At 60.3% G+C, this 25545-nt stretch carries 22 protein-coding genes; 12 read left to right on the forward strand and 10 right to left on the reverse strand.

The features are described from left to right. Nucleotides 1-17: 17 nt before the first annotated feature. The 7 genes from PMI30_RS02360 to gloB form a co-directional block, all read right to left on the reverse strand. Entirely contained in the window at nt 18-1628 is a 1611-nt protein-coding gene (locus tag PMI30_RS02360) for an ABC transporter ATP-binding protein (protein ID WP_008014541.1), read from the reverse strand. Nucleotide 1629: 1 nt separating this feature from the next. Continuing rightward, nucleotides 1630-2649, reverse strand: coding sequence for an ABC transporter permease (locus PMI30_RS02355; protein WP_007906755.1), 1020 nt, complete (start codon nt 2647-2649; stop codon nt 1630-1632). A 1-nt stretch (nt 2650) separates the two neighbouring features. After that, a complete protein-coding gene (locus PMI30_RS02350; RefSeq protein ID WP_008014542.1) occupies nt 2651-3724 on the reverse strand; it encodes a microcin C ABC transporter permease YejB in 1074 nt (357 codons plus the stop codon). A 4-nt stretch (nt 3725-3728) separates the two neighbouring features. Then, entirely contained in the window at nt 3729-5570 is a 1842-nt protein-coding gene (locus PMI30_RS02345; RefSeq protein WP_008014543.1) for an extracellular solute-binding protein, read from the reverse strand. Further along, on the reverse strand, nt 5567-7399 hold the full coding sequence (locus PMI30_RS02340; RefSeq protein WP_008014544.1) for an extracellular solute-binding protein: 1833 nt from the start codon (nt 7397-7399) through the stop codon (nt 5567-5569). Before PMI30_RS02340 ends, PMI30_RS02345 begins: the two co-directional genes overlap by 4 nt. Nucleotides 7400-7761: 362 nt before the next feature. Then, nucleotides 7762-9216, reverse strand: a complete 1455-nt coding sequence (locus tag PMI30_RS02335) for a transglycosylase SLT domain-containing protein (protein WP_008014545.1) — start codon at nt 9214-9216, stop codon at nt 7762-7764. 99 nt (nt 9217-9315) lie between these two features. Further along, entirely contained in the window at nt 9316-10083 is a 768-nt protein-coding gene (gloB, locus tag PMI30_RS02330; RefSeq protein WP_008014546.1) for a hydroxyacylglutathione hydrolase, read from the reverse strand. Between the two features lie 65 nt (nt 10084-10148). Between gloB and PMI30_RS02325 the strand changes: the two genes are divergently transcribed. From PMI30_RS02325 to PMI30_RS02300, 5 genes are all read left to right on the forward strand, one after another. Beyond that, entirely contained in the window at nt 10149-10907 is a 759-nt protein-coding gene (locus PMI30_RS02325) for a class I SAM-dependent methyltransferase (protein WP_007906764.1), read from the forward strand. 92 nt (nt 10908-10999) lie between these two features. Beyond that, a complete protein-coding gene (rnhA, locus tag PMI30_RS02320) occupies nt 11000-11452 on the forward strand; it encodes a ribonuclease HI (RefSeq protein WP_003180633.1) in 453 nt (150 codons plus the stop codon). A gap of 207 nt (nt 11453-11659) precedes the next feature. Next, nucleotides 11660-12418, forward strand: a complete 759-nt coding sequence (dnaQ, locus tag PMI30_RS02315; RefSeq protein ID WP_007906768.1) for a DNA polymerase III subunit epsilon — start codon at nt 11660-11662, stop codon at nt 12416-12418. Between the two features lie 339 nt (nt 12419-12757). Then, on the forward strand, nt 12758-15013 hold the full coding sequence (locus tag PMI30_RS02305; protein ID WP_008014548.1) for an Orn/Lys/Arg decarboxylase N-terminal domain-containing protein: 2256 nt from the start codon (nt 12758-12760) through the stop codon (nt 15011-15013). 14 nt (nt 15014-15027) lie between these two features. Further along, nucleotides 15028-15642: a GNAT family N-acetyltransferase gene (locus tag PMI30_RS02300; RefSeq protein WP_008014549.1), complete on the forward strand. Its 615-nt coding sequence runs from the start codon at nt 15028-15030 to the stop codon at nt 15640-15642. Here the strand turns inward: PMI30_RS02300 and PMI30_RS02295 are convergent. Further along, nucleotides 15608-16501 carry a LysR family transcriptional regulator gene (locus PMI30_RS02295; protein WP_007906773.1) on the reverse strand — a complete coding sequence of 298 codons (894 nt, stop codon included), beginning with the start codon at nt 16499-16501 and terminating at the stop codon, nt 15608-15610. The genes PMI30_RS02300 and PMI30_RS02295 overlap by 35 nt on opposite strands. A gap of 88 nt (nt 16502-16589) precedes the next feature. Further along, nucleotides 16590-16826, reverse strand: coding sequence for a hypothetical protein (locus PMI30_RS02290; RefSeq protein ID WP_008014550.1), 237 nt, complete (start codon nt 16824-16826; stop codon nt 16590-16592). A 184-nt stretch (nt 16827-17010) separates the two neighbouring features. Between PMI30_RS02290 and PMI30_RS02285 the strand changes: the two genes are divergently transcribed. Next, a complete protein-coding gene (locus PMI30_RS02285) occupies nt 17011-17571 on the forward strand; it encodes an NADPH-dependent FMN reductase (RefSeq protein ID WP_008014551.1) in 561 nt (186 codons plus the stop codon). Between the two features lie 203 nt (nt 17572-17774). Here PMI30_RS02285 and PMI30_RS02280 read toward each other — a convergent pair whose 3' ends face one another. Further along, the gene (locus PMI30_RS02280; protein ID WP_008014552.1) at nt 17775-18725 is read right to left on the reverse strand and encodes a DUF1853 family protein; all 951 of its coding nucleotides are present in this window, start codon (nt 18723-18725) and stop codon (nt 17775-17777) included. Between the two features lie 104 nt (nt 18726-18829). Here PMI30_RS02280 and PMI30_RS02275 point away from each other — a divergent pair, with 104 nt between their 5' ends. Genes PMI30_RS02275 through pepN form a run of 6 tightly spaced genes read left to right on the forward strand, consistent with a single transcriptional unit; the run spans nt 18830 to nt 25347 of the window. Continuing rightward, nucleotides 18830-19720: an NAD(+) kinase gene (locus tag PMI30_RS02275; RefSeq protein WP_007906781.1), complete on the forward strand. Its 891-nt coding sequence runs from the start codon at nt 18830-18832 to the stop codon at nt 19718-19720. Then, entirely contained in the window at nt 19717-20691 is a 975-nt protein-coding gene (locus tag PMI30_RS02270; RefSeq protein ID WP_177318861.1) for a metallophosphoesterase, read from the forward strand. The genes PMI30_RS02275 and PMI30_RS02270 overlap by 4 nt, the downstream gene beginning before the upstream one ends. After that, a complete protein-coding gene (locus tag PMI30_RS02265; RefSeq protein WP_008014557.1) occupies nt 20688-21557 on the forward strand; it encodes a rhomboid family intramembrane serine protease in 870 nt (289 codons plus the stop codon). Before PMI30_RS02270 ends, PMI30_RS02265 begins: the two co-directional genes overlap by 4 nt. A gap of 34 nt (nt 21558-21591) precedes the next feature. Next, a complete protein-coding gene (locus tag PMI30_RS02260; RefSeq protein WP_007906784.1) occupies nt 21592-21852 on the forward strand; it encodes a YeaC family protein in 261 nt (86 codons plus the stop codon). Next, nucleotides 21849-22679, forward strand: coding sequence for a DUF2797 domain-containing protein (locus tag PMI30_RS02255; RefSeq protein ID WP_008014560.1), 831 nt, complete (start codon nt 21849-21851; stop codon nt 22677-22679). The genes PMI30_RS02260 and PMI30_RS02255 overlap by 4 nt, the downstream gene beginning before the upstream one ends. Nucleotides 22680-22689: 10 nt before the next feature. After that, nucleotides 22690-25347 (forward strand): aminopeptidase N, encoded by a 2658-nt coding sequence (gene pepN / locus PMI30_RS02250; protein ID WP_008014561.1) that lies wholly within the window; start codon nt 22690-22692, stop codon nt 25345-25347. Nucleotides 25348-25545 lie beyond the last annotated feature (198 nt).

The raw sequence follows: 25545 nt of genomic DNA on the forward strand, positions 1-25545 counted from the left end.
TGCTCCTCTTTTCAGGTTTATTGCGCAGTGGCTGGTGCCAGAAAAGCGGCTTCCAGCAACTGCTGTGTATACGGATGTTGGGGGGCGGCAAAGATACTTTGCGCGTCTCCCTGTTCGACCACTTGGCCATGCTTGACCACCATCAGCTGGTGGCTCAGCGCTTTGACGACAGCCAGGTCATGGCTGATAAACAAATACGTCAGGTTGTACTTGGTTTGCAGTGAACGTAGTAGCTCCACCACTTGGCGTTGCACGGTGCGGTCGAGGGCCGAAGTCGGCTCGTCCAGCAGAATCAACGCCGGTTTTAGCACTAATGCCCGGGCAATGGCGATTCTTTGCCGTTGCCCACCGGAAAATTCGTGGGGGTAGCGGTGCCGGGTTTCCGGGTCCAGACCTACCTCCTTGAGTGCCGCAATAATCGCTTGTTCCTGTTCTGCCTCGGTGCCCATCTTGTGGATCCGCAGGCCTTCGCCGACGATCTGGCTCACGCACATCCGTGGGCTCAGGCTGCCGAAGGGGTCCTGGAACACCACCTGCATTTCCCGTCGCAGCGGTCGAATCTGTTGCTGCGTCAGGCAGTCTAGCTGCTTGCCTTCAAAACGGATGGCGCCTTTGCTACCGATCAGCCGCAAAATCGCCAGGCCGAGCGTCGACTTGCCGGAACCGCTTTCTCCCACAATCCCCAGGGTCTGGCCCTGGGGCAGGCTGAAATTGATCCCGTCGACCGCTTTGATATGGTCCACGGTCTTTTTCAGAAAGCCTTTCTTGATCGGGAACCAGACTTTCAGGTCCTCGACTTGCAGCAAGGGCGGGCCGATAACGTTAGTCGCCGGCTTGCCGCTGGGCTCCGCTGCCAGCAGTTCCCGCGTGTACGGATGCTGCGGCGCGCGGAACAATTCTTCGCACGATGCCTGTTCGACGATGCAACCGCGCTGCATGACACATACGCGATGCGCAATTCTTCGTACAAGGTTCAAATCGTGACTGATCAGTAACAATGCCATGCCCAGACGGGCCTGCAATTCCTTGAGCAGTTCGAGAATTTTCAGTTGAACGGTCACGTCCAGGGCGGTGGTCGGTTCGTCGGCGATCAGCAATTCCGGCTCGTTGGCCAGGGCCATGGCGATCATCACCCGCTGGCGCTGGCCGCCGGACAACTCGTGGGGCAGGGCCTTGAGACGCTTCTCCGGCTCAGGAATGCCGACCATCTCCAACAGTTCCAGCGTGCGCTTGGTTGCGACTTTGCCGGTCAGGCCTTTGTGGATGCCCAACACTTCGTTGATCTGCTTCTCGATCGAATGCAGTGGATTGAGCGAAGTCATCGGCTCCTGGAAGATCATCGCGATCCGGTTGCCGCGGATGTGGCGGATGGTTTTCTCTTTCAGATCCAGCAGGTTTCGGTCGGAATAAGTGATGGTGCCGGACGGGTGCCTAGCCAGCGGGTAGGGCAGCAGTCGCAGGATCGAGTGGGCGGTCACCGATTTGCCGGAGCCGCTTTCGCCCACCAGCGCCAGGGTTTCGCCGCGCTTGATGTCGAAGCTCACGCCTTCGACCACCCGCTGCACGCGTTCACCGACGACAAATTCGACGGCCAGGTCGCGCACTTCGATCAGATTGTCCTGATTCATTTCACTTCCTCGGGTCGAAGGCATCGCGAGCGGACTCGCCGATGAACACCAGCAGACTCAACATCAGCGCTAGCACCGCAAACGCACTCATACCCAGCCACGGCGCTTGCAGGTTGGATTTGCCCTGGGCCACTAGTTCACCCAGGGACGGCGCGCCCGGCGGCAGGCCAAAGCCAAGGAAATCCAGGGCGGTCAGGGTGCCGATGGCGCCGGTCAGGATGAACGGCATGAAGGTCATGGTCGAGACCATGGCGTTGGGCAGGATGTGGCGGAACATGATCGCACCATTCTGCATGCCCAGCGCCCGCGCCGCGCGCACGTATTCCAGGTTACGACCGCGCAGGAATTCGGCGCGCACCACATCCACCAGGCTCATCCACGAGAACAACAGCATGATCCCCAGCAGCCACCAGAAATTTGGCTGCACGAAACTGGCCAGAATGATCAGCAGGTACAGCACCGGCAACCCGGACCAGATCTCCAGAAAACGCTGCCCGGCCAGATCGACCCAGCCGCCATAAAAACCCTGCAAGGCCCCGGCGATCACGCCGATGATCGAGCTGAGAATGGTCAGCGTCAAAGCGAACAGCACCGAAATCCGGAAGCCGTAAATCACCCGGGCCAGCACATCGCGCCCCTGATCGTCGGTGCCCAGCAGGTTATCGGCCGAAGGCGGCGCCGGGGCCGGGACTTTCAGGTCGTAGTTGATGCTCTGATAGCTGTAGGGGATCGGCGCCCACACCACCCAGGCGTCCTTGGCCTTGAGCAGTTCGCGGATGTACGGGCTCTTGTAGTTGGCTTCCAGCGGGAATTCGCCACCGAACGCGGTTTCCGGGTAGCGCTTGAGGGCCGGGAAGTACCAAGCGTTGTCGTAGTGCACCACCAGCGGTTTGTCGTTGGCGATCAGTTCGGCACCGAGGCTTGCGCCGAACAGAATCAGGAACAGCCACAGCGACCACCAGCCACGCTTGTTGGCCTTGAACAGTTCGAAACGTCGGCGATTGAGAGGGGACAGGTTCATCTCAATGCTCCCGGCTTTCGAAGTCGATGCGCGGGTCGACAAAGGTGTAAGTGAGGTCACCGATCAATTTCACCACCAGCCCCAGCAGGGTGAAGATGAACAGCGTGCCAAAGACAATCGGGTAGTCGCGGTTGATCGCCGCTTCGAAACTCATCAAACCGAGGCCGTCGAGGGAGAAAATCACCTCAACCAGCAACGAGCCGGTGAAAAAGATCCCGATGAACGCCGACGGGAAACCGGCGATCACCAGCAGCATGGCGTTGCGAAACACATGGCCGTAGAGCACGCGATGGCGGGTCAGGCCCTTGGCCTTGGCGGTGACCACGTATTGCTTGTTGATTTCATCAAGGAAGCTGTTCTTGGTCAGCAGTGTCATGGTTGCGAAGTTGCCGATCACCAGTGCGGTCACCGGCAGTGCCAGGTGCCAGAAATAATCGAGGATCTTGCCGCCGGTGCTCAGCTCGTCGAAGTTGTTCGAAGTCAGGCCCCGTAGCGGAAACCAGTCGAAATAGCTGCCGCCGGCGAACACCACAATCAGCAGGATGGCGAACAGGAACGCCGGGATCGCGTAACCGACGATGATCGCCGAACTGGTCCAGACGTCGAAGTGGCTGCCGTGTCGCGTCGCCTTGGCGATCCCCAGCGGAATCGACACCAGGTACATGATCAGCGTGCTCCACAGCCCCAGGGAGATCGACACCGGCATCTTTTCCTTGATCAGGTCGATGACCTTGGCGTCGCGGAAGAAGCTGTCGCCGAAATCCAGGGTGGCGTAGTTCTTGATCATGATCCACAAACGTTCCGGCGCCGATTTATCGAAGCCGTACATGTGCTCGATTTCCTTGACCAGCGCCGGGTCCAGGCCCTGTGCACCGCGATAGGCGGAACCTGCCACCGACACCTCGGCACCGCCGCCGGCAATGCGGCTGGTGGCGCCTTCGAAGCCTTCGAGCTTGGCGATCATCTGTTCCACCGGCCCGCCGGGAGCGGCCTGGATGATCACGAAGTTGATCAGCAAAATGCCGAGCAGGGTCGGGATGATCAGCAGCAGTCGCCGAAAAATATACGCCAGCATCTGATTACTCCGTGCCCGCAGGGTCGGCTTGCAGTTTGGTTTCGACTTCTATCGGCAATGTCGCGTTGGGCTTGACCCACCAGGTATTGATGCCGATGTCATATTTGGGCGAAACCTTCGGGTGGCCGATGTGGCTCCAGTACGCCACGCGCCAAGTCTTGATGTGCCAGTTGGGGATCACGTAATAGCCCCATTGCAGCACCCGGTCCAGCGCCCTGGCGTGGGCCACCAGGCTTTGGCGTGAGTCGGCGTTGATCAGTTGCTCGACCAGTTGATCCACCACCGGGTCTTTCAGGCCCATGGAGTTGCGGCTGCCCGGTTTGTCGGCAGCGGCAGTCATCCAGAACTCGCGCTGTTCGTTACCCGGCGAGTTGGACTGCGGGAAACTGCCGACGATCATGTCGAAATCCCGGGAGCGCACGCGGTTGATGTATTGCGAGACGTCGACGCGGCGGATCACCAGGTCGATGCCCAGGTCGCTGAGGTTGCGCTTGAACGGCAGCAGCACCCGCTCGAACTCGGTCTGGGCCAGCAGGAATTCGATGGTCACCGGTTTGCCGGTGGCGTCGACCATCTTGTCATCGACGATCCGCCAGCCCGCCTCTTGCAGCAGTTGATAGGCCTTGCGCTGCTGGGTGCGGATCATGCCGCTGGCGTCGGTCACCGGGTTCTGGAACGCCTCGCTGAACACCTGCTCGGGAATCTTGCCGCGGAACGGGTCGAGGATCGCCAGTTGATCTGCGTCCGGCAGGCCGGTGGCGGCCATTTCCGAGTTTTCGAAGTAACTGCGGGTGCGCGCGTAAGCACCGTTGAACAGTTGCTTGTTGGTCCATTCGAAATCCAGCAACAGGGTCAGTGCCTGACGCACACGCACATCCTGAAACACCGGGCGGCGCAGGTTGAACACGAAGCCTTGCATGCCGGTGGGGTTGCCGTTGGCGATCTCTTCCTTGATCAGCCGGCCTTCGGTCACTGCCGGAATGTTGTAGGCCTTGGCCCAGTTTTTCGCGGCCATTTCCAGCCAGTAGTCGAACTGACCGGCCTTGAGTGCTTCCAGCGCGACGGTGTTGTCGCGGTAGTAGTCGGTGGTCAGCACGTCGAAGTTGTAGAAGCCACGATTGACCGGCAGGTCCTTGCCCCAGTAATCCTTGACCCGCTCATAGCGCACCGAACGTCCGGCCTTCACTTCGCTGACTTTGTACGGGCCGCTGCCCAGCGGCAGTTCCAGGTTGCCCTTGTTGAAGTCGCGGGTGGCCCACCAATGCTTGGGCAGCACCGGCAACTGGCCGAGGATCAGCGGCAATTCGCGGTTATTGTTGTGCTTGAACTTGAACAGCACTTTGAGCGGGTCTTCGGCGACCACTTCTTCCACGTCGCTGTAATAGCCGCGGTAGAGCGGGGCGCCGTCCTTGATCAGGGTCTGGAAGCTGAACACCACGTCTTCGGCACGCACCGGGTGGCCGTCGTGGAAGCGTGCTTCGGGACGCAGGTAGAAGCGCACCCAGCTGTTGTCCGGGGCTTTCTCGATTTTGCCGGCGATCAGGCCATATTCGGTAAACGGCTCATCCAGACCCTGTTTGGCCAGGGTGTCGTAGATCATGCTGATGTCGTCGGCCGGCACGCCTTTGTTGATGAACGGGTTGAGGCTGTCAAAGCCACCGAACCCGGCCTGACGGAAGATCCCGCCCTTGGGGGCGTCGGGGTTTACGTAATCGAAGTGTTTGAAGTCTGCCGGGTATTTCGGCGGCTCGTTGTACAGGGTCAAGGCATGTTGCGGGGCGGCGCAGGCCAGCCCGGCGAACAACAGACCGCTGGCCTGCAAGAGCAAGGCGCGTACGGGGATCATTGATCTTTCTCCGAAGATTTCAGCCACCACGCGCTCAGGCCCAGGGTGTAGGGCGGCGTAGTGACGAAGGCGAACCGGTTGCGGTAGGCCAGGCGGTGATAATTGAGGTACCAGTTGGGAATGATGTAGTGCTGCCACAGCAGCACCCGGTCCAGCGCCTTGCCGGCGGCGACTTGTGCATCACGGGTCTGGGCGGCGAGCAGTTGTTCGAGTAAATGGTCGACCACCGGGTTGGCGATACCTGCGTAATTCTTGCTGCCCTTGACCCCGACCTGGCTGGAGTGGAAGTACTGCCATTGCTCCAGGCCCGGGCTGAGGGTCTGGTTGAGGGGCATCAGGATCATGTCGAAATCGAACTGATCGAGGCGTTGTTTGTATTGGGCGCGATCAACCGTGCGCAGCCGTGCGTCGATGCCGATACTGGCGAGGTTCTCGACGTAGGGCTGAAGGATGCGCTCCAGGTTCGGGTTGACCAGCAGGATCTCGAAACGCAACGGTTGGCCGATGGTGTTCTGCAGTCGCTGACCGTTGAGCTTCCAGCCGGCCTCGGCGAGCAGCTCCAGGGCCTTGCGCATGGTTTCCCGCGGAATGCCGCGGCCTTCGGTCTGCGGCAGGCTGAACGGCTCGGTGAGCAGCTTGGCGGGCAACTGATCGCGATAGGGCTTGAGCAGCAGCCACTCATGACCGACTGGCAGCCCGGTCGCGGAGAACTCGCTGTTGGGGTAATAACTCATGGCGCGCTTGTAGGCGCCGCTGAACAGCGTGCGGTTGGTCCACTCGAAGTCGAACATCAGCCCCAGCGCTTCGCGGACCTTGGCCTCGGCGAAAGTGGGTCGCCGGGTGTTCATGAACAGGCCCTGGCTCTGGGTGGGAATCTGGTGCGCGATTTGCGCCTTGATCACATCGCCACGGCGCACGGCCGGGAAGTTGTAACCGTTGGCCCAGTTCTTCGCCTGGTGTTCGATGTAGATGTCGAACTCACCGGCCTTGAACGCTTCGAAAGCCACGTCGCTGTCACGGTAGAACTCGACTTCCATGCGATCGACGTTGTACTTGCCGCGATTGACCGGCAGGTCTTTGCCCCAGTAATCCTTGACCCGTTCGAAGACGATCTGCCGCCCGGGCGTTACCGAGGTGATGCGATACGGCCCGCTGCCCAATGGCGGCTCGAAGGTGGTGGCCTTGAAATCGCGACCTTCCCAGTAATGCTGGGGCAACACCGGCAACTCGCCCAGGCGCAGGATCAGCAGCGGATTACCGGAGCGTTTGAAGACGAAACGGATGCGCCGTGGGTTGAGGATATCGACCCGCGACACTTCCTGAAGGTTGGTGCGGTATTGCGGGTGACCTTCCTTGAGCAGCAAACGATAAGAGAACGCCACGTCGTAAGCGGTGATCGGTGTGCCATCGTGGAAACGCGCTTCGGGGCGCAGGTTGAACACCACCCAGCTGCGGTCCTCGCTGTATTCCACCGATTGGGCAATCAGGCCATAACTGGAGGTCGGCTCATCGCCGGAGGGCGCGTATTGGCCGGTGCCGACCATCAACGGTTCATTGAGCTCGTTGATGCCGTATTGCAGGAAGTTGGCGGTGGAAACCGGGCTCGAACCTTTGAAGGTGTATGGGTTGAGCGTATCGAAGGTGCCAAATGCCATCACCCGCAACGTACCGCCCTTGGGCGCTTGCGGGTTGACCCAGTCGAAGTGGGTAAATCTGGCCGGGTACTTGAGCGTGCCGAACTGCGCATAACCATGGCTTTCGCTGATCGTCGCGCTTGCGGGGGAGCTCAAGGCCAGGCTGATCAGGAGCAGGAGGAGGGGACGCTTCAAGTCAGAGATCCGATCCAGGCGGCTTGGGCTTTGTGGGCCGTACAGTAACAGCTTGTATCGACAGGAAAAAGACGGGGGGTTAATGCGTTGTTAATTGTTGTGTGATGGGCCGGCGGATCGCAAAACCTGTGGTGAGGGAGCTTGTCTGTACTGACGGAGCTTGCCTGTGGCGAGGGGGCTGTTGTGGCGAGGGGGCTTGCCCCCGTTCGGCTGCGCAGCAGTCGTAAATCCTGCGAATGCGGTGGATTTGAAAAAATGCCGGGGCCGCTTCGCGACCCAACGGGGGCAAGCCCCCTCGCCACAACAGCCCTCTCACCACAACAGCGCTCAAACCACAAAAGCCCCTCGACAGGGCGTGCTGTTTAATGCGGCGAAGCAACCGTCAGCATCTGCCCCGGCTTCAGCGCCTGGCCAACCCGAGGGTTCCAGCGCTTGAGGTGCTGCATTTCAACGTTGAAGCGTTTGGCGACCATGTATAGCGAGTCGCCTTGCTTGACCTTGTACTGGGTCTGTTGCGTCTTGTTGGTTACCTTGCCGTTGGTCTTGCTGTTCGCCGCGACCACGGTGTTGACGCGTCCGGATTTGCGCTTGGTGGTGTCCTGCATCACCAGGGTCTGGCCGACCTTGAGGTCTTTGCCGTTCAGCTTGTTCCAGCGTTGCAGGTCTTTGACCTCGACCTTGTTGGCCTTGGCGATGGTGCCCAGATTGTCGCCGCGTTTGACCCGATAGGCGCGCTTGAGGCTGGCGATTTCGCTGTCGTCTGCACCTTCGAACACCGGCTTGAGCGATCGCTGGCTGATCAACTCTTCAGGGCGCATGGTCGACAGGCTGGCGGTCAGCAGTTGCGCCTTGGACGTTGGCACCAGCAGATGCTGGGGGCCGTCGATGGTGGTGCGCTGCTTGAAGGCCGGGTTGAGCTGGAACAGTTCGTCTTCGTCGATATTGGCCACCGCGGCAACCTTGGACAGGTCCATGCGCTGGTTGATTTCGACGACCTGGAAGTACGGTTCGTTGGCGATCGGGTTGAGGTTCACGCCATAGGCGTCGGGTGCCAGGACCACTTGCGACAGGGCCAGCAGCTTCGGCACATAGGCCTGGGTTTCCGCTGGCAGCGGCAGGTTCCAGTAGTCGGTTGGCAGGCCGAGTCGTTCGTTGCGCTCGATGGCCCGGCTGACCGTGCCTTCGCCGGCGTTGTAGGCCGCCAGGGCCAGCAGCCAGTCGCCGTTGAACATATCGTGCAGGCGGGTCAGGTAATCCATGGCCGCGGTGGTCGAGGCGGTGATGTCGCGACGGCCATCATAGAAGCGGGTCTGACGCAGGTTGAAGTAGCGCCCGGTGGACGGAATGAATTGCCAAAGACCCACCGCGTCGGCCCGTGAATAGGCCATCGGGTTGTAGGCGCTTTCAATTACCGGCAACAGCGCCAGTTCCAGCGGCATGTTGCGTTCTTCAAGGCGTTCGACGATGTAGTGAATGTAGAGGCTGCCGCGTTCGCCGGCATTTTCGAGGAAGGACGGGTTACTGGCGAACCACAGGCGCTGTTGCTCGATGCGCGGGTTGACACCCAGGTTGTCCTGCAACTGGAAGCCCTGGCGCATGCGCTCCCAGACGTCCTGTGGAATTTGTGGTGTTGGTTTTTCGCTGAGCCAGATAGGTTTCTGCTTGGCTCGAGCGGCGATATTCGGAGTGTGTGTCGCTTCGGTCTGCGGCACATGGCTCGAGCAGCCCGCCAAAGTGGCGGACACAGCCACCGCGATGGCTTGAGCCAAGCGGGTCAATGCGTCTGAATTGATGGCTTTACGAATAGGTGACGACATTGGCTGGAAGTAAGTTCCGGGCAAAAATGTCGGGCGATTCTAGAAAGCGTACCCCCTGCGGTCAACCATTCAGAATTTTTGTACCAACGTGATGGCTACTTAGAACTTATCTTTCCAGGCACGTAGAGCAGCAAAAACCGCACTCGGAGCCCGGTTTTGGGTTCCATTCCGTTCGTCCACTTTTTCTTTAACGGATGTTTCGCCGACACGCAAAAATGGGTTGGTACGCTTTTCAAGCGCCAGAGTAGAGGGCAGCGTCATGATTCCGGCTTCACGCTGTGCGGTGACTTTTTCCAGACGTGCGGCGGTGTCCGGATTACCCGGTTCGACCGCTGCGGCAAACTTCAGGTTGCTCAAGGTGTATTCGTGAGTGCAGTACACCAGCGTGTCTTCGGGCAGCGCCGCGAGGCGGCTCAGTGAGTGATGCATTTGCTCCGGCGTGCCTTCGAACAGGCGTCCGCAACCGGCGGCGAACAGGGTGTCACCGCAAAACAAATGGCCCTGGTGATAAAAGGCAATGTGTCCGAGGGTGTGGCCCGGTACGTTGATGACATCGAAGTCCCAGCCCAGCACGCTGATGCGGTCGTTGTCCTTGAGCGCCACGTCCCGCGCCGGGATGCTTTCACTGGCCGGGCCGTAGACTGTCGCGTCTGTCGCTTTTTTCAGCCGCTCGACGCCGCCGACATGGTCATGATGGTGATGAGTGATCAAAATATCGCTTAACACCCAACCCGGGTGCGCCGCGAGCCAGGCCTGTACTGGCGCGGCATCGCCCGGATCGACCACGGCGCAGCGCTGGGTGCTGTGGTCTTGTAACAACCAGATGTAGTTGTCGGTGAAGGCGGGCAGGGCACTGATCTGTATCATCGTCGGATTCGCCAAGCGGAAAACATTGGCGCATCTTAGAACTTCCTGGCGCGTTGGAGAATGCAATGACCGATAAAGCGTTCGCTCAGGCCGATCCTGAGTGGCTGACATTGATCAGCGCAGCCCGTGAATGGCTGTCCGGGCCCATCGGGCAATTTCTGCTGGACGAAGAACGGCGCATGCTCGAAGACGAGTTGGGGCGCTTCTTCGGCGGCTACCTGGTGCATTACGGCCCCTCGGCGCAGACACCACCGTCGGCGCCACAGGTCCAGCGCAATGTGCGACTCGGTGCGCCGTTGCCAGGGGTCGAGATTGTTTGCGAAGAGCAGGCCTGGCCTTTGAGCGAGCACGCCGCCGATGTGGTGGTGTTGCAGCATGGGCTGGATTTTTGCCTGTCGCCCCACGGTTTGCTGCGCGAAGCGGCGAGCAGCGTGCGCCCTGGCGGGCATCTGCTGATTGTCGGGATCAACCCCTGGAGCAGCTGGGGCCTTCGTCGTGTGTTCGCCCATGACGCCTTGCGCAAGGCCCGCTGCATTTCGCCATCGCGAGTCGCCGACTGGCTGAACCTGCTGGGTTTCGCGCTGGAGAAACGCCGCTTCGGGTGCTATCGTCCGCCCCTTGCGTCGCCTGCCTGGCAAGCCCGTCTGGCCGGTTGGGAACGCAAGGCGGGTGACTGGCAATTGTCCGGTGGTGGCTTCTATTTATTGGTCGCGCGCAAGATCGTGGTGGGCCTGCGGCCGGTGCGCCAGGAGCGGCGCGAACCGATGGGCAAGTTGATTCCGTTGCCGATGGCCAAGGTCAACCGTCGCCACCTCGAACCGTAATACACATTTTATTTTCCCGGCCGGGTTCGCCCCGGCCTCGGGCATCGTCGGTCACCGATCGGCGAGCCACCGCATTTTCTGGATAGATTGGCATGAGCGATAGCGTAGAACTCTTCACCGATGGCGCCTGTAAGGGCAACCCTGGCCCGGGCGGCTGGGGCGCGTTGCTGGTGTGCAAGGGCGTTGAAAAAGAACTCTGGGGCGGCGAAGCCAACACCACCAACAACCGCATGGAGTTGATGGGCGCGATTCGTGGCCTGGAAGAGCTCAAGCGCTCCTGCGACGTGTTACTGGTGACCGACTCCCAGTACGTGATGAAAGGCATCAACGAGTGGATGGCCAACTGGAAGAAACGCGGCTGGAAAACCGCGGCCAAGGAGCCGGTGAAAAACGCCGATCTGTGGAAGCTGCTCGACGAACAGGTCAACCGCCACAACGTCACCTGGAAATGGGTGCGCGGGCACATCGGCCATCACGGCAACGAACGGGCCGACCAACTGGCCAACCGTGGCGTTGATGAAGTGCGTGGGTACAAGCAGGCTTGATTCCGGCATGGCACCGTGGCGCGGCCAATCGCGAGCAGGCTCGCTCCCACATTTGATCTTCGTTGAGCACAAAATCTGTGATCCCTCGAATTCAATGTGGGAGCGAGCCTGCTCGCGATTGGCGCAACACGGTGTATCTGAAAGACCCCGGCGAGCGTGTTAACATCGCCGCTTTTGCACGATTGACCCGTTGAGAGCTGAGCACTGATGGCCACCAGATCCGTTGTACTCGATACCGAAACCACCGGCATGCCGGTGACCGACGGCCACCGGATTATCGAAATCGGTTGTGTCGAGTTGATCGGTCGGCGCCTGACCGGTCGGCATTTCCACGTTTACCTGCAACCGGATCGCGAGAGTGATGAAGGCGCCATCGGCGTCCACGGCATCACTAACGAATTCCTGGTGGGCAAGCCGCGTTTCACTGAAGTGGCCGATGAGTTCTTCGAGTTCATCAAGGGCGCGCAGCTGATCATCCATAACGCGGCGTTCGACGTTGGCTTCATCAACAACGAATTCGCCCTCATGGGCCACCACGACCGCGCGGACATCACGCAACACTGCTCGATCCTCGACACCCTGATGATGGCCCGGGAACGTCACCCGGGGCAGCGCAACAGCCTCGACGCCTTGTGCAAACGCTATGGCGTCGACAACTCCGGCCGTGAGCTGCACGGCGCCTTGCTCGACTCCGAGATTCTCGCCGACGTTTACCTGACCATGACCGGCGGCCAGACCAGCCTGTCGCTGGCCGGCAACGCGTCCGATGGCAATGGTTCAGGTGAGGGCGCGGATAACTCCGCCACCGAAATCCGTCGTTTGCCGGCCGATCGTCAGCCGGCCCGGATCATCCGTGCGAGTGAAGAAGATCTGGCCCAACACGTTGCGCGTCTGGAAGCCATCGCAAAATCCGCTGGCGCTCCGTCGCTTTGGCAACAATTGGCCGAGGCCAAGGCTCAGGCCTGAGCCCCTCGAGCGGAAGGGCTTTTGTGGCGAGGGGGCTTGCCCCCGTTCGGCTGCGCAGCAGTCGTAAAACCTGCCAATGCGGTGAATCTGACAAAATCCGGGGCCGCTTCGCGACCCAGCGGGGGCAAGCCCCCTCGCCACAGGCAAGCCCCCTCGCCACAAAAAACCTGCTCCTCCAAAAACTCCATTACAGAAATTCTCCCTCATCCGGGCTGTCAGGCCACTTGCTGGTGCGCCCGCCGACCCACTTCAGGGCATCCCGCTCGCCACATGCGCTTCAACCCTCTACCCTGAGGTTATTGGCAGGCCATGGTCTGCCGCCTCAGGACACCGAGCCCCATGTATAAAGATTTGAAATTCCCGGTCCTGATCGTCCACCGCGACATCAAAGCCGACACCGTTGCCGGTGATCGTGTGCGTGGCATCGCCCGGGAGCTGGAGCAGGAAGGCTTCAGCATCGTCTCGGCGGTCGATTACAACGAAGGGCGTCTGGTCGCCTCGACTCATCACGGCCTCTCTTGCATGTTGATTGCCGCCGAAGACGCCAGCACCCATGCTCATCTTCTACATAACATGGCCGAGCTGATCCGCCTGGCACGGGTTCGGGCGCCGGACCTGCCGATCTTTGCCCTGGGCGAGCAGGTGACCCTGGAAAATGCCCCGGCCGATGCCATGGCGGAGCTCAATCAGCTGCGCGGCATTCTTTATTTGTTCGAAGACACCGTGCCCTTCCTCGCCCGTCAGGTTGCCCGCGCGGCGCGCAAATATCTGGACGGTCTGTTACCGCCGTTCTTCAAGGCGCTGGTGCAGCACACCGCCGACTCCAATTATTCCTGGCACACGCCCGGCCATGGCGGTGGCGTGGCGTATCACAAGAGCCCGGTGGGGCAGGCGTTTCACCAGTTTTTCGGGGAAAACACCTTGCGTTCGGATTTGTCGGTGTCAGTACCGGAACTCGGTTCGCTGCTCGATCACACCGGCCCGCTGGCCGAGGCGGAAGCGCGCGCGGCGCGCAATTTCGGCGCCGATCACACCTTTTTCGTGATCAATGGCACCTCGACCGCCAACAAGATTGTCTGGCATTCCATGGTGGCCCGCGATGACCTGGTGCTGGTGGATCGCAATTGCCACAAGTCGGTGTTGCACTCGATCATCATGACCGGCGCGATCCCGCTGTACCTGTGCCCGGAGCGCAATGAGCTGGGGATCATCGGCCCGATTCCGCTCAGTGAGTTCAGCCGTGAGTCGATCCAGGCCAAGATCGATGCGAGCCCGCTGACCCAGGGCCGAGAACCCAAGGTCAAGTTGGCGGTGGTGACCAACTCGACTTACGACGGCCTGTGTTACAACGCCGAGCTGATCAAGCAGAGCCTGGGCAATAGCGTCGAAGTGCTGCATTTCGACGAGGCCTGGTACGCCTACGCGGCGTTCCACGAGTTCTTCGCCGGCCGTTACGGCATGGGCACTTCCCGTAGCGAAGACAGCCCGTTGGTGTTCACTACGCACTCCACGCACAAATTGCTGGCAGCGTTCAGCCAGGCGTCGATGATTCACGTTCAGGACGGCGGTGCGCGGCAATTGGATCGCGACCGTTTCAACGAAGCATTCATGATGCACATCTCGACCTCGCCGCAGTACAGCATCATCGCTTCGCTGGACGTGGCGTCGGCGATGATGGAAGGGCCGGCCGGTCGTTCGCTGTTGCAGGAAATGTTCGACGAGGCCCTGAGTTTTCGCCGGGCCCTGGCCAATCTGCGCCAGCATATCGCCGCCGATGACTGGTGGTTTTCCATCTGGCAACCACCCTCGGCCGAAGATATCGAGCAGGTGGTCACCGAAGACTGGTTGCTGCAACCCGACGCCGATTGGCACGGCTTTGGCGGCGTAACCGATGATTACGTGCTGCTCGATCCGATCAAGGTTACGTTGGTGATGCCGGGTTTGACGGCGGGCGGTGCCCTGAGTGCGCGGGGGATTCCGGCGGCGGTGGTCAGCAAATTCCTCTGGGAACGTGGGCTGGTCGTGGAAAAAACCGGGCTGTATTCGTTCCTGGTGCTGTTCTCCATGGGCATCACCAAGGGCAAATGGAGCACACTGCTGACCGAGTTGCTGGAGTTCAAGCGCAGTTACGACGCCAATGTCAGCCTGGCCACCTGCCTGCCGTGCGTGGCACAACACAATGTTGCCCGTTACCAAGGCATGGGTTTGCGCGATCTTTGTGATCAATTGCACGCCTGTTATCGCAGCAACGCCACGGCCAAACACCTCAAGCGCATGTACACGGTGCTGCCGGAAGTCGCGATGAAGCCGGCTGACGCCTATGATCAATTGGTACGCGGGGAGGTTGAGGCTGTTTCGATCGATGCTCTGGACGGGCGGATCGCAGCGGTGATGCTGGTGCCATACCCGCCGGGGATCCCGTTGATCATGCCCGGCGAGCGGTTCACCGAGTCGACCCGTTCGATCATCGATTACCTGAAGTTTGCCCGTACGTTCGACAGTAGCTTCCCCGGGTTTGTCGCCGATGTGCATGGCTTGCAACACGAAGACGAGGGCAATGGACGGCACTACACCGTCGATTGCATCAAGGAATGAGGACCTTTGCGACTATGCAACCCGTCATGAATCCCAAATACCCAGGCCTCTCGGTGCGTGTCGCCGATGAGGGTTTTGCGGCTTATATCTGGGGCAGTGATTTCAGTTTTGAAGTCGCCGCCTATGGTGCCGCGCAAATCGGCAAGCCTGTGGCGCAGTGGCCGGTGACGCCAATCACCCCGTATCGCAAGTGTTACGGCATCGATCCCGAGGAATTCAGCAGTTTTCGCGATGCCGCTGACAGCGCGATTTTCATGGCCTATCTGGATGACGAACCGGTGGGTCACTTGGTGGTCAGCACCAACTGGAACGGTTTCGCCCATATCGATGAATTGGCGGTGCATGCACCGGCACGCCGTCATGGCGTGGCCAAGGCGTTGCTGGACGTGGCGCAGTTCTGGAGCCGCAAGAAGAAGCTGCCCGGCATCATGCTGGAAACCCAGAACAACAATCTGGGGGCCTGCCGACTCTATGAGCGTTGTGGTTACACAGTCGGCGGGATCGATCATCTGCGCTACCGCGGAATCGATCCGAACACCGCCGAAGTGGCGTTGTTCTGGTATCGCCTGTTCGATAATCAGCTGGAAAACCCGCTCAGCTCGCCAGCATCGCCACGGCTTGTTCCGTGATGATGTCCAGCAATGCCTGAGCGGCCGGTGATGGCTCGGCGCTCTTCAGGCTCAAGGCATACACGCTGATCGGTATGGCAGGCGCCAGCGGGCAGGCATCGAGCCCGGCCGATTTGGCGCCGAGGGCGGTAAACGGGTCGACGATCGCCAGGCCTTCGCCGGCCTCGACCATGCTGCGCATCATCTGATGAGTCTGGACCCGGGTCTGGATGACCGGGGCAGGGCGCAGCGCATGCAGCTTGTTGTCCAGTGCCGGGCTTAACGGATCGTGACCTTCCAGGCCGACCATCGACTGGCCGGCCAGGTCTTGCAGCGAGATGTACTTCTGTTTCGGTTGCAGCCAGCCATGGGGCGCCAGCAGCTGGAGCTTGCCTTGAGCAATGACCTGGCAATGGATGTCGGCGTGGTCCGGGTCATGCAGGCTCAGGCCCAGATCGCTTTCACGCAGCAGCAGGCTTCTGACGATCTCGCGGGTCGGCTGGCTCAGGAGAGTGCAAGGTGCGTCGGGGAGGCGCCGGCGCAGGGCCGCGATGCTGTGTGGCAACAGTTGTTGCGCCAAAGGCGGGGTGCAGATGATGCGCAGGGGTGGGGCCAAATATTGCTTGAGACTGCTGGCCAGTCGCTGGACCGGTTCGAGGGCTTCGTAGACGTGGGCGATCTCGACCTGCAGCTCCCGCGCCTCGCGCGTGGCTTGCAGGCGACCACGCACGCTGGCAAACAGCATGAAACCCAACTGATCCTCGGCGTCACGCAGGGTGCGTTCAACCTCGGCCACCGGCAGCTGCAGCCATTCGGCGGCGGTGCCCAGGTGGCCGGTCTGCAATAGCGCCTGAATCACTTCGATATGACGTAAACGCATGCGTGAAGTCCATGTTCAGCAGGTGAGGGAGTCAGTGACTGAATCCTAACTCAAGTGCGCGCATATGACTTCTGCTCATAACAGCGGGTTATGAGGCCACGTTCGTTTCAGGTTCGCGAGTGAGGGTGACACCTGATTGCACCAGTAGAAACTCGTTGTCGTCGAGTTTGTTGACTCGGTCGCCAATGGCCAGCTTGTAGGTGGTGACAGGCACCGAGCCGGCGAGGCCGTCGTGCGACGGGGTGGATTCCTGGAACTCATGCACGGAATAAACGCGGCCTTCCGCGTCTCTTGCATGGAACTGACCGACGAGTACTGCTGCCATCTGCTTAGAACCTCTGGAGATAAATCACTCAATTTGCGGTTCTGTAGACCGTGGTTGGGCGAGGTAAGTTTTCCTACAGGAAAAAAATAGTCAGGGGCGGCGTTTTTCCGCCGTCCACTGGTTGAATCGTCATTTGATCATCTATAACTAGAAGCTCTTCCCATCGGACAGTCGAGAATCTTCCATGAGCAACGTCTACGAGATCGCCGTTCTGGTCGGCAGCCTGAGAAAAGCGTCGATCAACCGCAAGGTCGCGCTGGCGCTGGCCGAACTGGCGCCTGCCAATCTTAAGCTGAGTATCGTCGAAATCGGCGATTTGCCGCTCTACAACGAAGACATCGATGGCGAATCACCGCCGGCAGCCTACAGCACTTTCCGACAACAAGTGAGCTCATCCGACGCGGTGCTGTTCGTGACCCCGGAATATAACCGTTCGGTGCCGGCTCCATTGAAGAATGCGATCGACGTGGGGTCGCGCCCCTACGGCAAGAGCGCCTGGAACGGCAAGCCGGGCGCGGTGATCAGCGTTTCACCAGGCGCCGTCGGCGGATTTGGCGCCAACCACAATATTCGCCAGTCCATGGTGTTTCTCAATGTGCCGTGCATGCAGCAGCCGGAAGCCTATCTGGGTGGCGCCGGTTCAGCGTTCGACGAGGCGGGCAAGTTGTCGGAGTCGGTCAGGCCGTTCTTGCAGAAATTCATCGATGCGTATGCGCAGTGGGTTGAGCAGCATAAAAAGCAGTGACCTTTCCCTTGTAGCAGCTGCCGAACCTGTAGGTCGGGATTGTGTTGATGGTGACGCCGGCGGCGCTGGCGTTGCGGTTGTCTATCTGAACCGTGTCGACCCTATCGCGAGCAGGCTCGCTCCCACAAGGATCTTCGCCATACGGAGATCCAATGTGGGAGCGAGCCTGCTCGCGATAGGGCCAGTCCATTCACCACAAAAACTCAACCATTCCCCGGCACATTCGGCCAAAGATCGGACACCAGAAACAGCCGCTCGGCTTCTTCCCAATTTCCTTCGCCATTCTCTGTCAGCCGCACCATCAATTGCGCCGGTGCCAGCGGGTCCAGATCGCTCAGCCATGCACTCAGCTGTTCAGCGCTCCAGGTCTGCTCTTCGGGATAGTGCGCCGGTGCCAGCCAGGCGTGGCGGGGCAGGGGTTGCCAACGACCGAACGGGCGTTGCACGACAAAATCCGCCCAGTCCTTCTGATGCAGCCAGCTACCGCGCAAATGTTGAGGGTGCGCGCCGCTCGGTGACTCGGACTGCCCCGGCCACGGATAGAGCAGATAGCCGCCCAGCCATAGATGTGCACTGAACTGCTGGATATCCAGCGACGCCAGCACTGCACGACTTTCTACCCGCGCGGAAATCGGTAGTTGATGCTGGCTCAGGTGCTTCAGTTTACGGTCAAGCCGATCATGGCAACCCGGTCCGAGCCACTGTGCGGTGTCATGGCCGTCACCGTTCTGTGGCCCAAGATAGAGCTTGATCGCCAGTTCCAGGTGATGCACGCCATCGCGATCACGCAGCAGCATGTCCAGCTCACCCAGGGTGTGGCCTTCACGGCGGATCGGCATGTTGGCGGCAATCAGTTCGATGCCCGGCGCGTGTCGCACGGCGTATTGCCACAGCCGCTCGTAGTACAGACCCAGCCGCCGGGTCCTGGCCTGGGCCAGCCAGTGCAGCAAGTCGTAGCTGTCGCGATCCAGTTGCCTGAGCCAGTGTTCCAGGCGCTCCGGTGCCTGCACCCAATCGCTGCCCGCCAGCGGATGACGCTGCGGCCACGGGGTGACGCTGAGCATCGGCGGCGCGAGGATGACCCAAGCCAGGTCGCGCACTTCAGGGTGGCGCAACTGGTGAGGTAACTGGAGCAAATCTGGAAATAGGATCATCTTGCGAGCATAGCCTCTTCACTCGTGGCTGAAAGGGTTTTGTCTACGCCGCGCTTTCGCCCATAATCGTGTTTTTCGCCGCCGCAGACCCTCGCAGGAGCCCCATGGAGCAATTTCGTAATATCGGCATCATCGGTCGCCTGGGCAGTTCTCAGGTGCTGGATACCGTCCGCCGACTGAAACGGTTTCTGCTCGATCGTCACCTGCACGTGATCCTCGAAGACACCATCGCCGAAGTCCTGCCGGGTCATGGCCTGCAAACTTCGTCACGCAAGATGCTCGGTGAAGTGTGTGACATGGTGATTGTGGTCGGTGGTGACGGCAGCCTGCTGGGCGCCGCCCGGGCGCTGGCCCGACACAATATTCCGGTGCTCGGCATCAACCGTGGCAGCCTGGGATTCCTGACCGATATTCGCCCCGATGAGCTGGAAGTCAAAGTCGCCGAAGTGCTCGACGGCCACTATCTGGTGGAAAACCGCTTCCTGCTGCAAGCCGAAGTTCGGCGCCACGCCGAGGCCATCGGCCAGGGCGATGCGTTGAACGACGTAGTGCTGCACCCCGGTAAATCGACGCGGATGATCGAGTTCGAGTTGTACATCGACGGCCAGTTCGTCTGCAGCCAGAAGGCCGACGGCCTGATCGTCGCCACGCCGACCGGTTCGACCGCCTACGCGCTGTCGGCGGGCGGCCCGATCATGCATCCCAAGCTCGACGCTATTGTGATTGTGCCGATGTACCCCCATACCTTGTCTGGCAGGCCGATCGTGGTCGATGGCAACAGTGAGCTGAAAATCGTCGTGTCCAAAGATATGCAGATTTACCCGCAAGTTTCCTGTGACGGGCAGAATCACTTCACCTGCGCGCCCGGTGACACCATCACCATCAGCAAAAAAGCGCAGAAACTGCGGCTGATTCACCCGCTGGACCACAACTACTATGAAGTCTGCCGGACCAAGCTCGGCTGGGGCAGCAAGTTGGGTGGTGGAGGCGACTGATGCTCGATCCCGCGCGTAGCTACGACCTGATCGGTGACGTGCACGGTTGCGCTCTGACCCTTGAGCACTTGCTCGACCGGCTCGGCTATCACAAACACGCTGGCGTCTGGCGGCATCCGTCGCGCATGGCGGTGTTTCTCGGCGACATCATCGACCGCGGCCCGCGGATTCGCGAGGCGCTGCACATCGTCCACGATATGGTCGAGGCCGGCCAGGCGCTGTGCATCATGGGCAACCATGAATTCAACGCCCTCGGCTGGAGCACGCCGGCGCTGCCGGGTAGTGGCCAGCAGTTCGTGCGTGAACATACGCCGCGCCACGCGCGCCTGCTCAAGGAAACCCTGACCCAGTTCGAAGACCATCCCGCGGAATGGCATGACTTCCTGCAATGGTTTTATAAGCTGCCTTTGTTCGTCGATACCGGGCGTTTCCGCGTGGTGCATGCCTGCTGGGATGCCGGCCTGATCGAGCCGTTGCGCGGGTTGTTCCCCGACGGTTGCATCGATGAGCACTTCCTCCAGGCCTCCGCGGTGCCGGGCAGTTTTGCCTGCACCGTGTTCGATCGCCTGTTGCGCGGCACCGACATGCGCTTGCCCCACGGGCTGACCATGACCAGCGGCGACGGCCTGACGCGCTCGTTTTTCCGCACCAAGTTCTGGGAAGACGACCCGCAAACCTACGGAGACATCGTGTTCCAGCCCGACGCCTTGCCTGAACCGGTGGCCCGCACGCCGCTGTCGTCCAGCGAAAAAGATAACCTGCTGCGCTACGGCATCGATGAGCCAATGTTGTTCGTCGGTCACTACTGGCGCAGCGGCAAACCGGCGCCGATCCGTCCGAACCTGGCCTGCCTGGATTACAGCGCGGTGCTCTACGGCAAACTGGTCGCTTATCGTCTGGATCAGGAAACCCGTCTCGACCCGCATAAATTTGTCTGGGTCGATGTCGAGCGGCCGGAGGTGCTGCAATGACGGCGGTGGCGGTATTACGCCTGCCTTTGGCGGTGGATTTGAGCGGGTTCGTCAAACTGCTGCAACGCATGCAAGTGCCCCACCGGGTCAGCGAAGAGGCGGGCGAGCAAGTGCTGTGGGTGCCGGCCAACATCAGCGAAGACGTGCGCTCATTGTACGAACGCTTTCCGGCGGGGGACCCCGATCAGCAACTGGATATCCCGATCACGCAGACGCAGCAGCGTCCGGGCCTGGTTGAGCAGTTGCGTCACAGCAAGGCCACGGCATTGGTGCTGTTGCTGAGCCTGATTGTCGGCGTGGTGACGTTGCTCGGTGATAACCTCGAGACAATGCGCTGGCTGACCTTCCTCGATTTCCGTGTGATCGGCGAATACATTCATTTCACGCCATTGGCCGACAGCCTGGCGGCGGGGCAGTGGTGGCGTCTGGTCACGCCGATGCTGATCCACTTCGGCATCCTGCACCTGGCCATGAACGGCATGTGGTACTGGGAGCTGGGGCGGCGCATCGAATCGCGGCAGGGCAGCATCAACCTGATCGGCCTGACGCTGCTGTTTAGCCTGGTGTCCAACTACACCCAGTTCCTTTTCAGTGGCCCTAGCCTGTTTGGCGGGTTGTCCGGCGTGCTGTACGGTTTGCTTGGGCATTGCTGGATCTTTCAGCTTCTGTCGCCGAACCCGGCGTATCGCCTGCCCCGAGGGGTGTTGGTGATGATGCTGGTGTGGTTGCTGGTGTGCCTGTCGGGGCTGGTCTCGATGATCGGCTTCGGCCAGATTGCCAACGCGGCCCACGTCAGCGGGTTACTCATCGGATGCTTCACCGGTTTGTTGGGTGGTTTGTACAACCGCCGTAAACTGGCCGTCTAAAACTGTTATGTGATTAAAGAGCGCGGAGCCCTTGATGTCCTCTTTTAACGAAATGATCAAAAACATCACCCCGGATATCTACCAGAGCCTGAAACTGGCGGTGGAAATCGGCAAATGGTCCGACGGTGGCAAACTCACCGCCGAGCAGCGCGAACTGTCCCTGCAAGCGATGATCGCCTGGGAAATCCAGAACCTGCCCGAAGAAGAGCGCACCGGCTACATGGGCCCGCAGGAGTGCTCGTCGAAGTCGATCGAAGTGCCAAACATCCTGTTCAAATCGGATGCCATCCATTGATCGAGATTGGCCGCGGTGCAATCAGCAAAATGTCGGCGCGCCTTGACGGGCCGAACGTGCAGTACGCTTTTCGTCTGGGCGACGCCGAGGTACCGGTCAATCCGTTGATCGGCACCACGGTGCGCCTGGAATACCTGGGGGCGATCCACTGCACCCATTGCGGACGCAAAACCAAAACCAGCTTCAGCCAGGGTTACTGCTACCCGTGCATGACCAAACTGGCCCAGTGCGACATCTGCATCATGAGCCCGGAACGTTGCCACTATGACGCCGGCACCTGCCGTGAGCCTGCGTGGGGCGAAAAGTTCTGCATGACTGACCATGTGGTTTACCTCGCCAACTCGTCAGGGATCAAGGTCGGGATTACCCGCGCCACCCAGCTGCCAACCCGTTGGCTCGACCAGGGCGCCAGCCAGGCTTTGCCGATCATGCGCGTCGCGACCCGTCAGCAGTCCGGTTTCGTCGAAGACCTGTTCCGCAGCCAGGTCGCCGACAAGACCAATTGGCGTGCTTTACTCAAGGGCGATGCCGTATCTGTGGACTTGGCGCAGGTTCGCGATCAGCTATTCGAGAGCTGCGCGCAAGGTTTGCAAAATTTGCAGGAACGATTTGGCCTACAAGCAATCCAGACAATTACCGATGTAGAACCTCTGGAAATCCGCTATCCGATCGAGCAATACCCAGCCAAGATTGTCAGCTTCAACCTGGACAAGAACCCGATTGCCGAAGGCACGCTGCTGGGGATCAAGGGCCAGTACCTGATTTTCGACACCGGCGTGATCAATATTCGTAAATACACGGCCTACCAGCTCGCCGTGCATCAGTAAGGACTCCAGTATGCGCACCGAACAACCGAAGATGATCTACCTGAAGGACTATCAGGCGCCCGAGTACCTGATCGACGAGACGCACCTGACCTTCGAGTTGTTCGAGGACCACAGCCTGGTCCATGCGCAACTGGTGATGCGCCGCAATCCTGAACGTGGCCCGGGCCTGCCGCCGCTGGTGCTGGATGGCCAGCAACTCGATCTGCTGTCGGTGACGTTGGCCGATCGCGAACTGAGCGCCGCCGACTATCAGCTGACCGAGAATCACCTGACCCTGCACCCGACCAGTACAAGCTTCACGGTCGACACCAGCGTCCGGATCCACCCGGAAACCAACACGGCCCTGGAAGGCCTGTACAAATCCGGCACCATGTTCTGCACCCAGTGCGAAGCCGAAGGTTTCCGCAAGATCACCTATTACCTTGACCGCCCGGACGTGATGAGCACGTTCACCACCACGGTGGTCGCCGAACAGCACAGCTATCCGGTGCTGCTGTCCAACGGCAACCCGATTGCCTCGGGGCCCGGCGAAGACGGCCGGCACTGGGCGACCTGGGAAGACCCGTTCAAGAAGCCTGCCTACCTGTTCGCGCTGGTGGCCGGTGACCTGTGGTGCGTCGAAGACACCTTCACCACCATGACCGAGCGCTCCGTGGCGCTGCGCATCTATGTCGAGCCGGAAAACATCGACAAGTGTCAGCACGCGATGAACAGCCTGAAGAAGTCCATGCGCTGGGACGAAGAGGTTTACGGTCGCGAGTACGACCTGGACATCTTCATGATCGTCGCGGTCAACGACTTCAACATGGGCGCCATGGAAAACAAGGGCCTCAACATCTTCAACTCCAGCGCCGTGCTGGCCCGCGCCGAAACCGCCACCGATGCTGCGCACCAGCGGGTCGAAGCGATCGTTGCCCACGAATATTTCCACAACTGGTCGGGCAACCGCGTGACCTGCCGCGACTGGTTCCAGCTGTCGCTGAAGGAAGGTTTCACCGTGTTCCGCGATTCCGGCTTCTCCGCTGACATGAACTCGGCCACGGTCAAACGCATTCAGGACGTGGCGTACCTGCGTACCCATCAGTTCGCCGAAGACGCCGGCCCGATGGCCCACGCCGTGCGCCCGGACAGCTTCATCGAGATTTCCAACTTCTACACCCTGACCGTGTACGAAAAGGGTTCGGAAGTGGTCGGCATGATCCACACCTTGCTGGGTGCCGAAGGCTTCCGCAAAGGCAGCGACCTTTATTTCGAACGCCATGACGGCCAGGCCGTGACCTGCGACGACTTCATCAAGGCCATGGAAGACGCCAACGGCGTTGACCTGACTCAATTCAAGCGCTGGTACAGCCAGGCCGGCACGCCTCGTTTGGCGGTGAGCGAGTCCTACGACGCAGCGGCAAAAACCTACAGCCTGACCTTCCGCCAGAGCTGCCCGGAAACCCCGGACAAGGTGGAAAAACTGCCGTTCGTGATTCCGGTGGAACTGGGCCTGCTGGACAGCAAGGGCGGTGAAATTGCCTTGCGTCTTGCCGGTGAAGCCAGTGCTCAAGGCACATCGCGGGTTATCTCGGTGACTGAAGCCGAGCAGACCTTCACCTTCGTCGACATTGCGCAAAAGCCGCTGCCTTCGTTGCTGCGTGGTTTCTCTGCGCCGGTGAAACTGAGCTTCCCGTACGACCGCGATCAGCTGATGTTCCTGATGCAGCACGACAGCGACGGCTTCAACCGCTGGGATGCCGGTCAGCAATTGTCGGTGCAGGTGCTGCAAGAGTTGATCGAGCAGCAACAGAAGGGTGAGGCGCTGGTACTGGATCAGCGTTTGGTTGCAGCGCTGCGTACCGTGCTGTCCGACGAGACGCTGGATCAGGCCATGGTCGCTGAAATGCTTTCGCTGCCGGGCGAGGCGTATCTGACCGAGATCAGTGAAGTGGCTGATGTAGACGCCATTCACACGGCCCGCGAGTTTGCCCGTAAGCAATTGGCTGAAGGCTTGTTCGAGGCATTGTGGCTGCGTTATCAGGCCAATCGCGATCTCTCGAAGAAAACGCCGTATGTGGCCGAGGCCGAGCATTTCGCCCGTCGTGCCCTGCAAAACATTGCGCTGTCGTACCTGATGCTCAGCGGCAAGCCGGAAGTGTTGGCGGCAACCCTTGAACAATTCGACACCAGCGACAACATGACCGAGCGTCTGACGGCGTTGGCGGTGTTGGTCAACTCGCCGTTCGAAGAGCAGAAAGCCACGGCGTTGGCGAGCTTCGCCGAGCACTTCAAGGACAATCCGCTGGTCATGGATCAGTGGTTCAGCGTTCAGGCCGGCAGCACGTTGCCGGGTGGTCTGGAGCGAGTCAAAGCCTTGATGCAACACCCGGCGTTCACGATCAAGAACCCGAACAAGGTGCGGGCACTGATCGGCGCGTTTGCCGGGCAGAACCTGATCAACTTCCACGCGGCCGACGGTTCCGGGTATCGGTTCCTGGCGGATCTGGTGATCGAGTTGAACGGGTTTAACCCGCAGATCGCCTCTCGCCAACTGGCGCCGCTGACTCGCTGGCGCAAATACGACGACGCTCGTCAGGCGTTGATGAAAGGTGAGCTGGAGCGGATTCGCGCTTCGGGGCAACTGTCCAGCGATGTGTTTGAAGTGGTCAGCAAAAGCCTGGCCTGAGTTTGGTCTTGCTCCTTCAGGGGTCACTTGGCCCCCGTAGGAGCGAGGCTTGCCCGCGAAGGCGTCCTGATAGCCTGCCGGGATTTTTGATGGTGTACATATCCGTTGCTGCGGTAACGGCGGCTTATGGTTTCGCCCTTACGGCCATCCCTTTCAAGGTCTTTTCGTTTTGGCAGCCTTGATTACCCGGTCCGTTGA

It is taken from the genome of Pseudomonas sp. GM50 (assembly GCF_000282375.1).
Taxonomy (GTDB): Bacteria; Pseudomonadota; Gammaproteobacteria; order Pseudomonadales; family Pseudomonadaceae; genus Aquipseudomonas.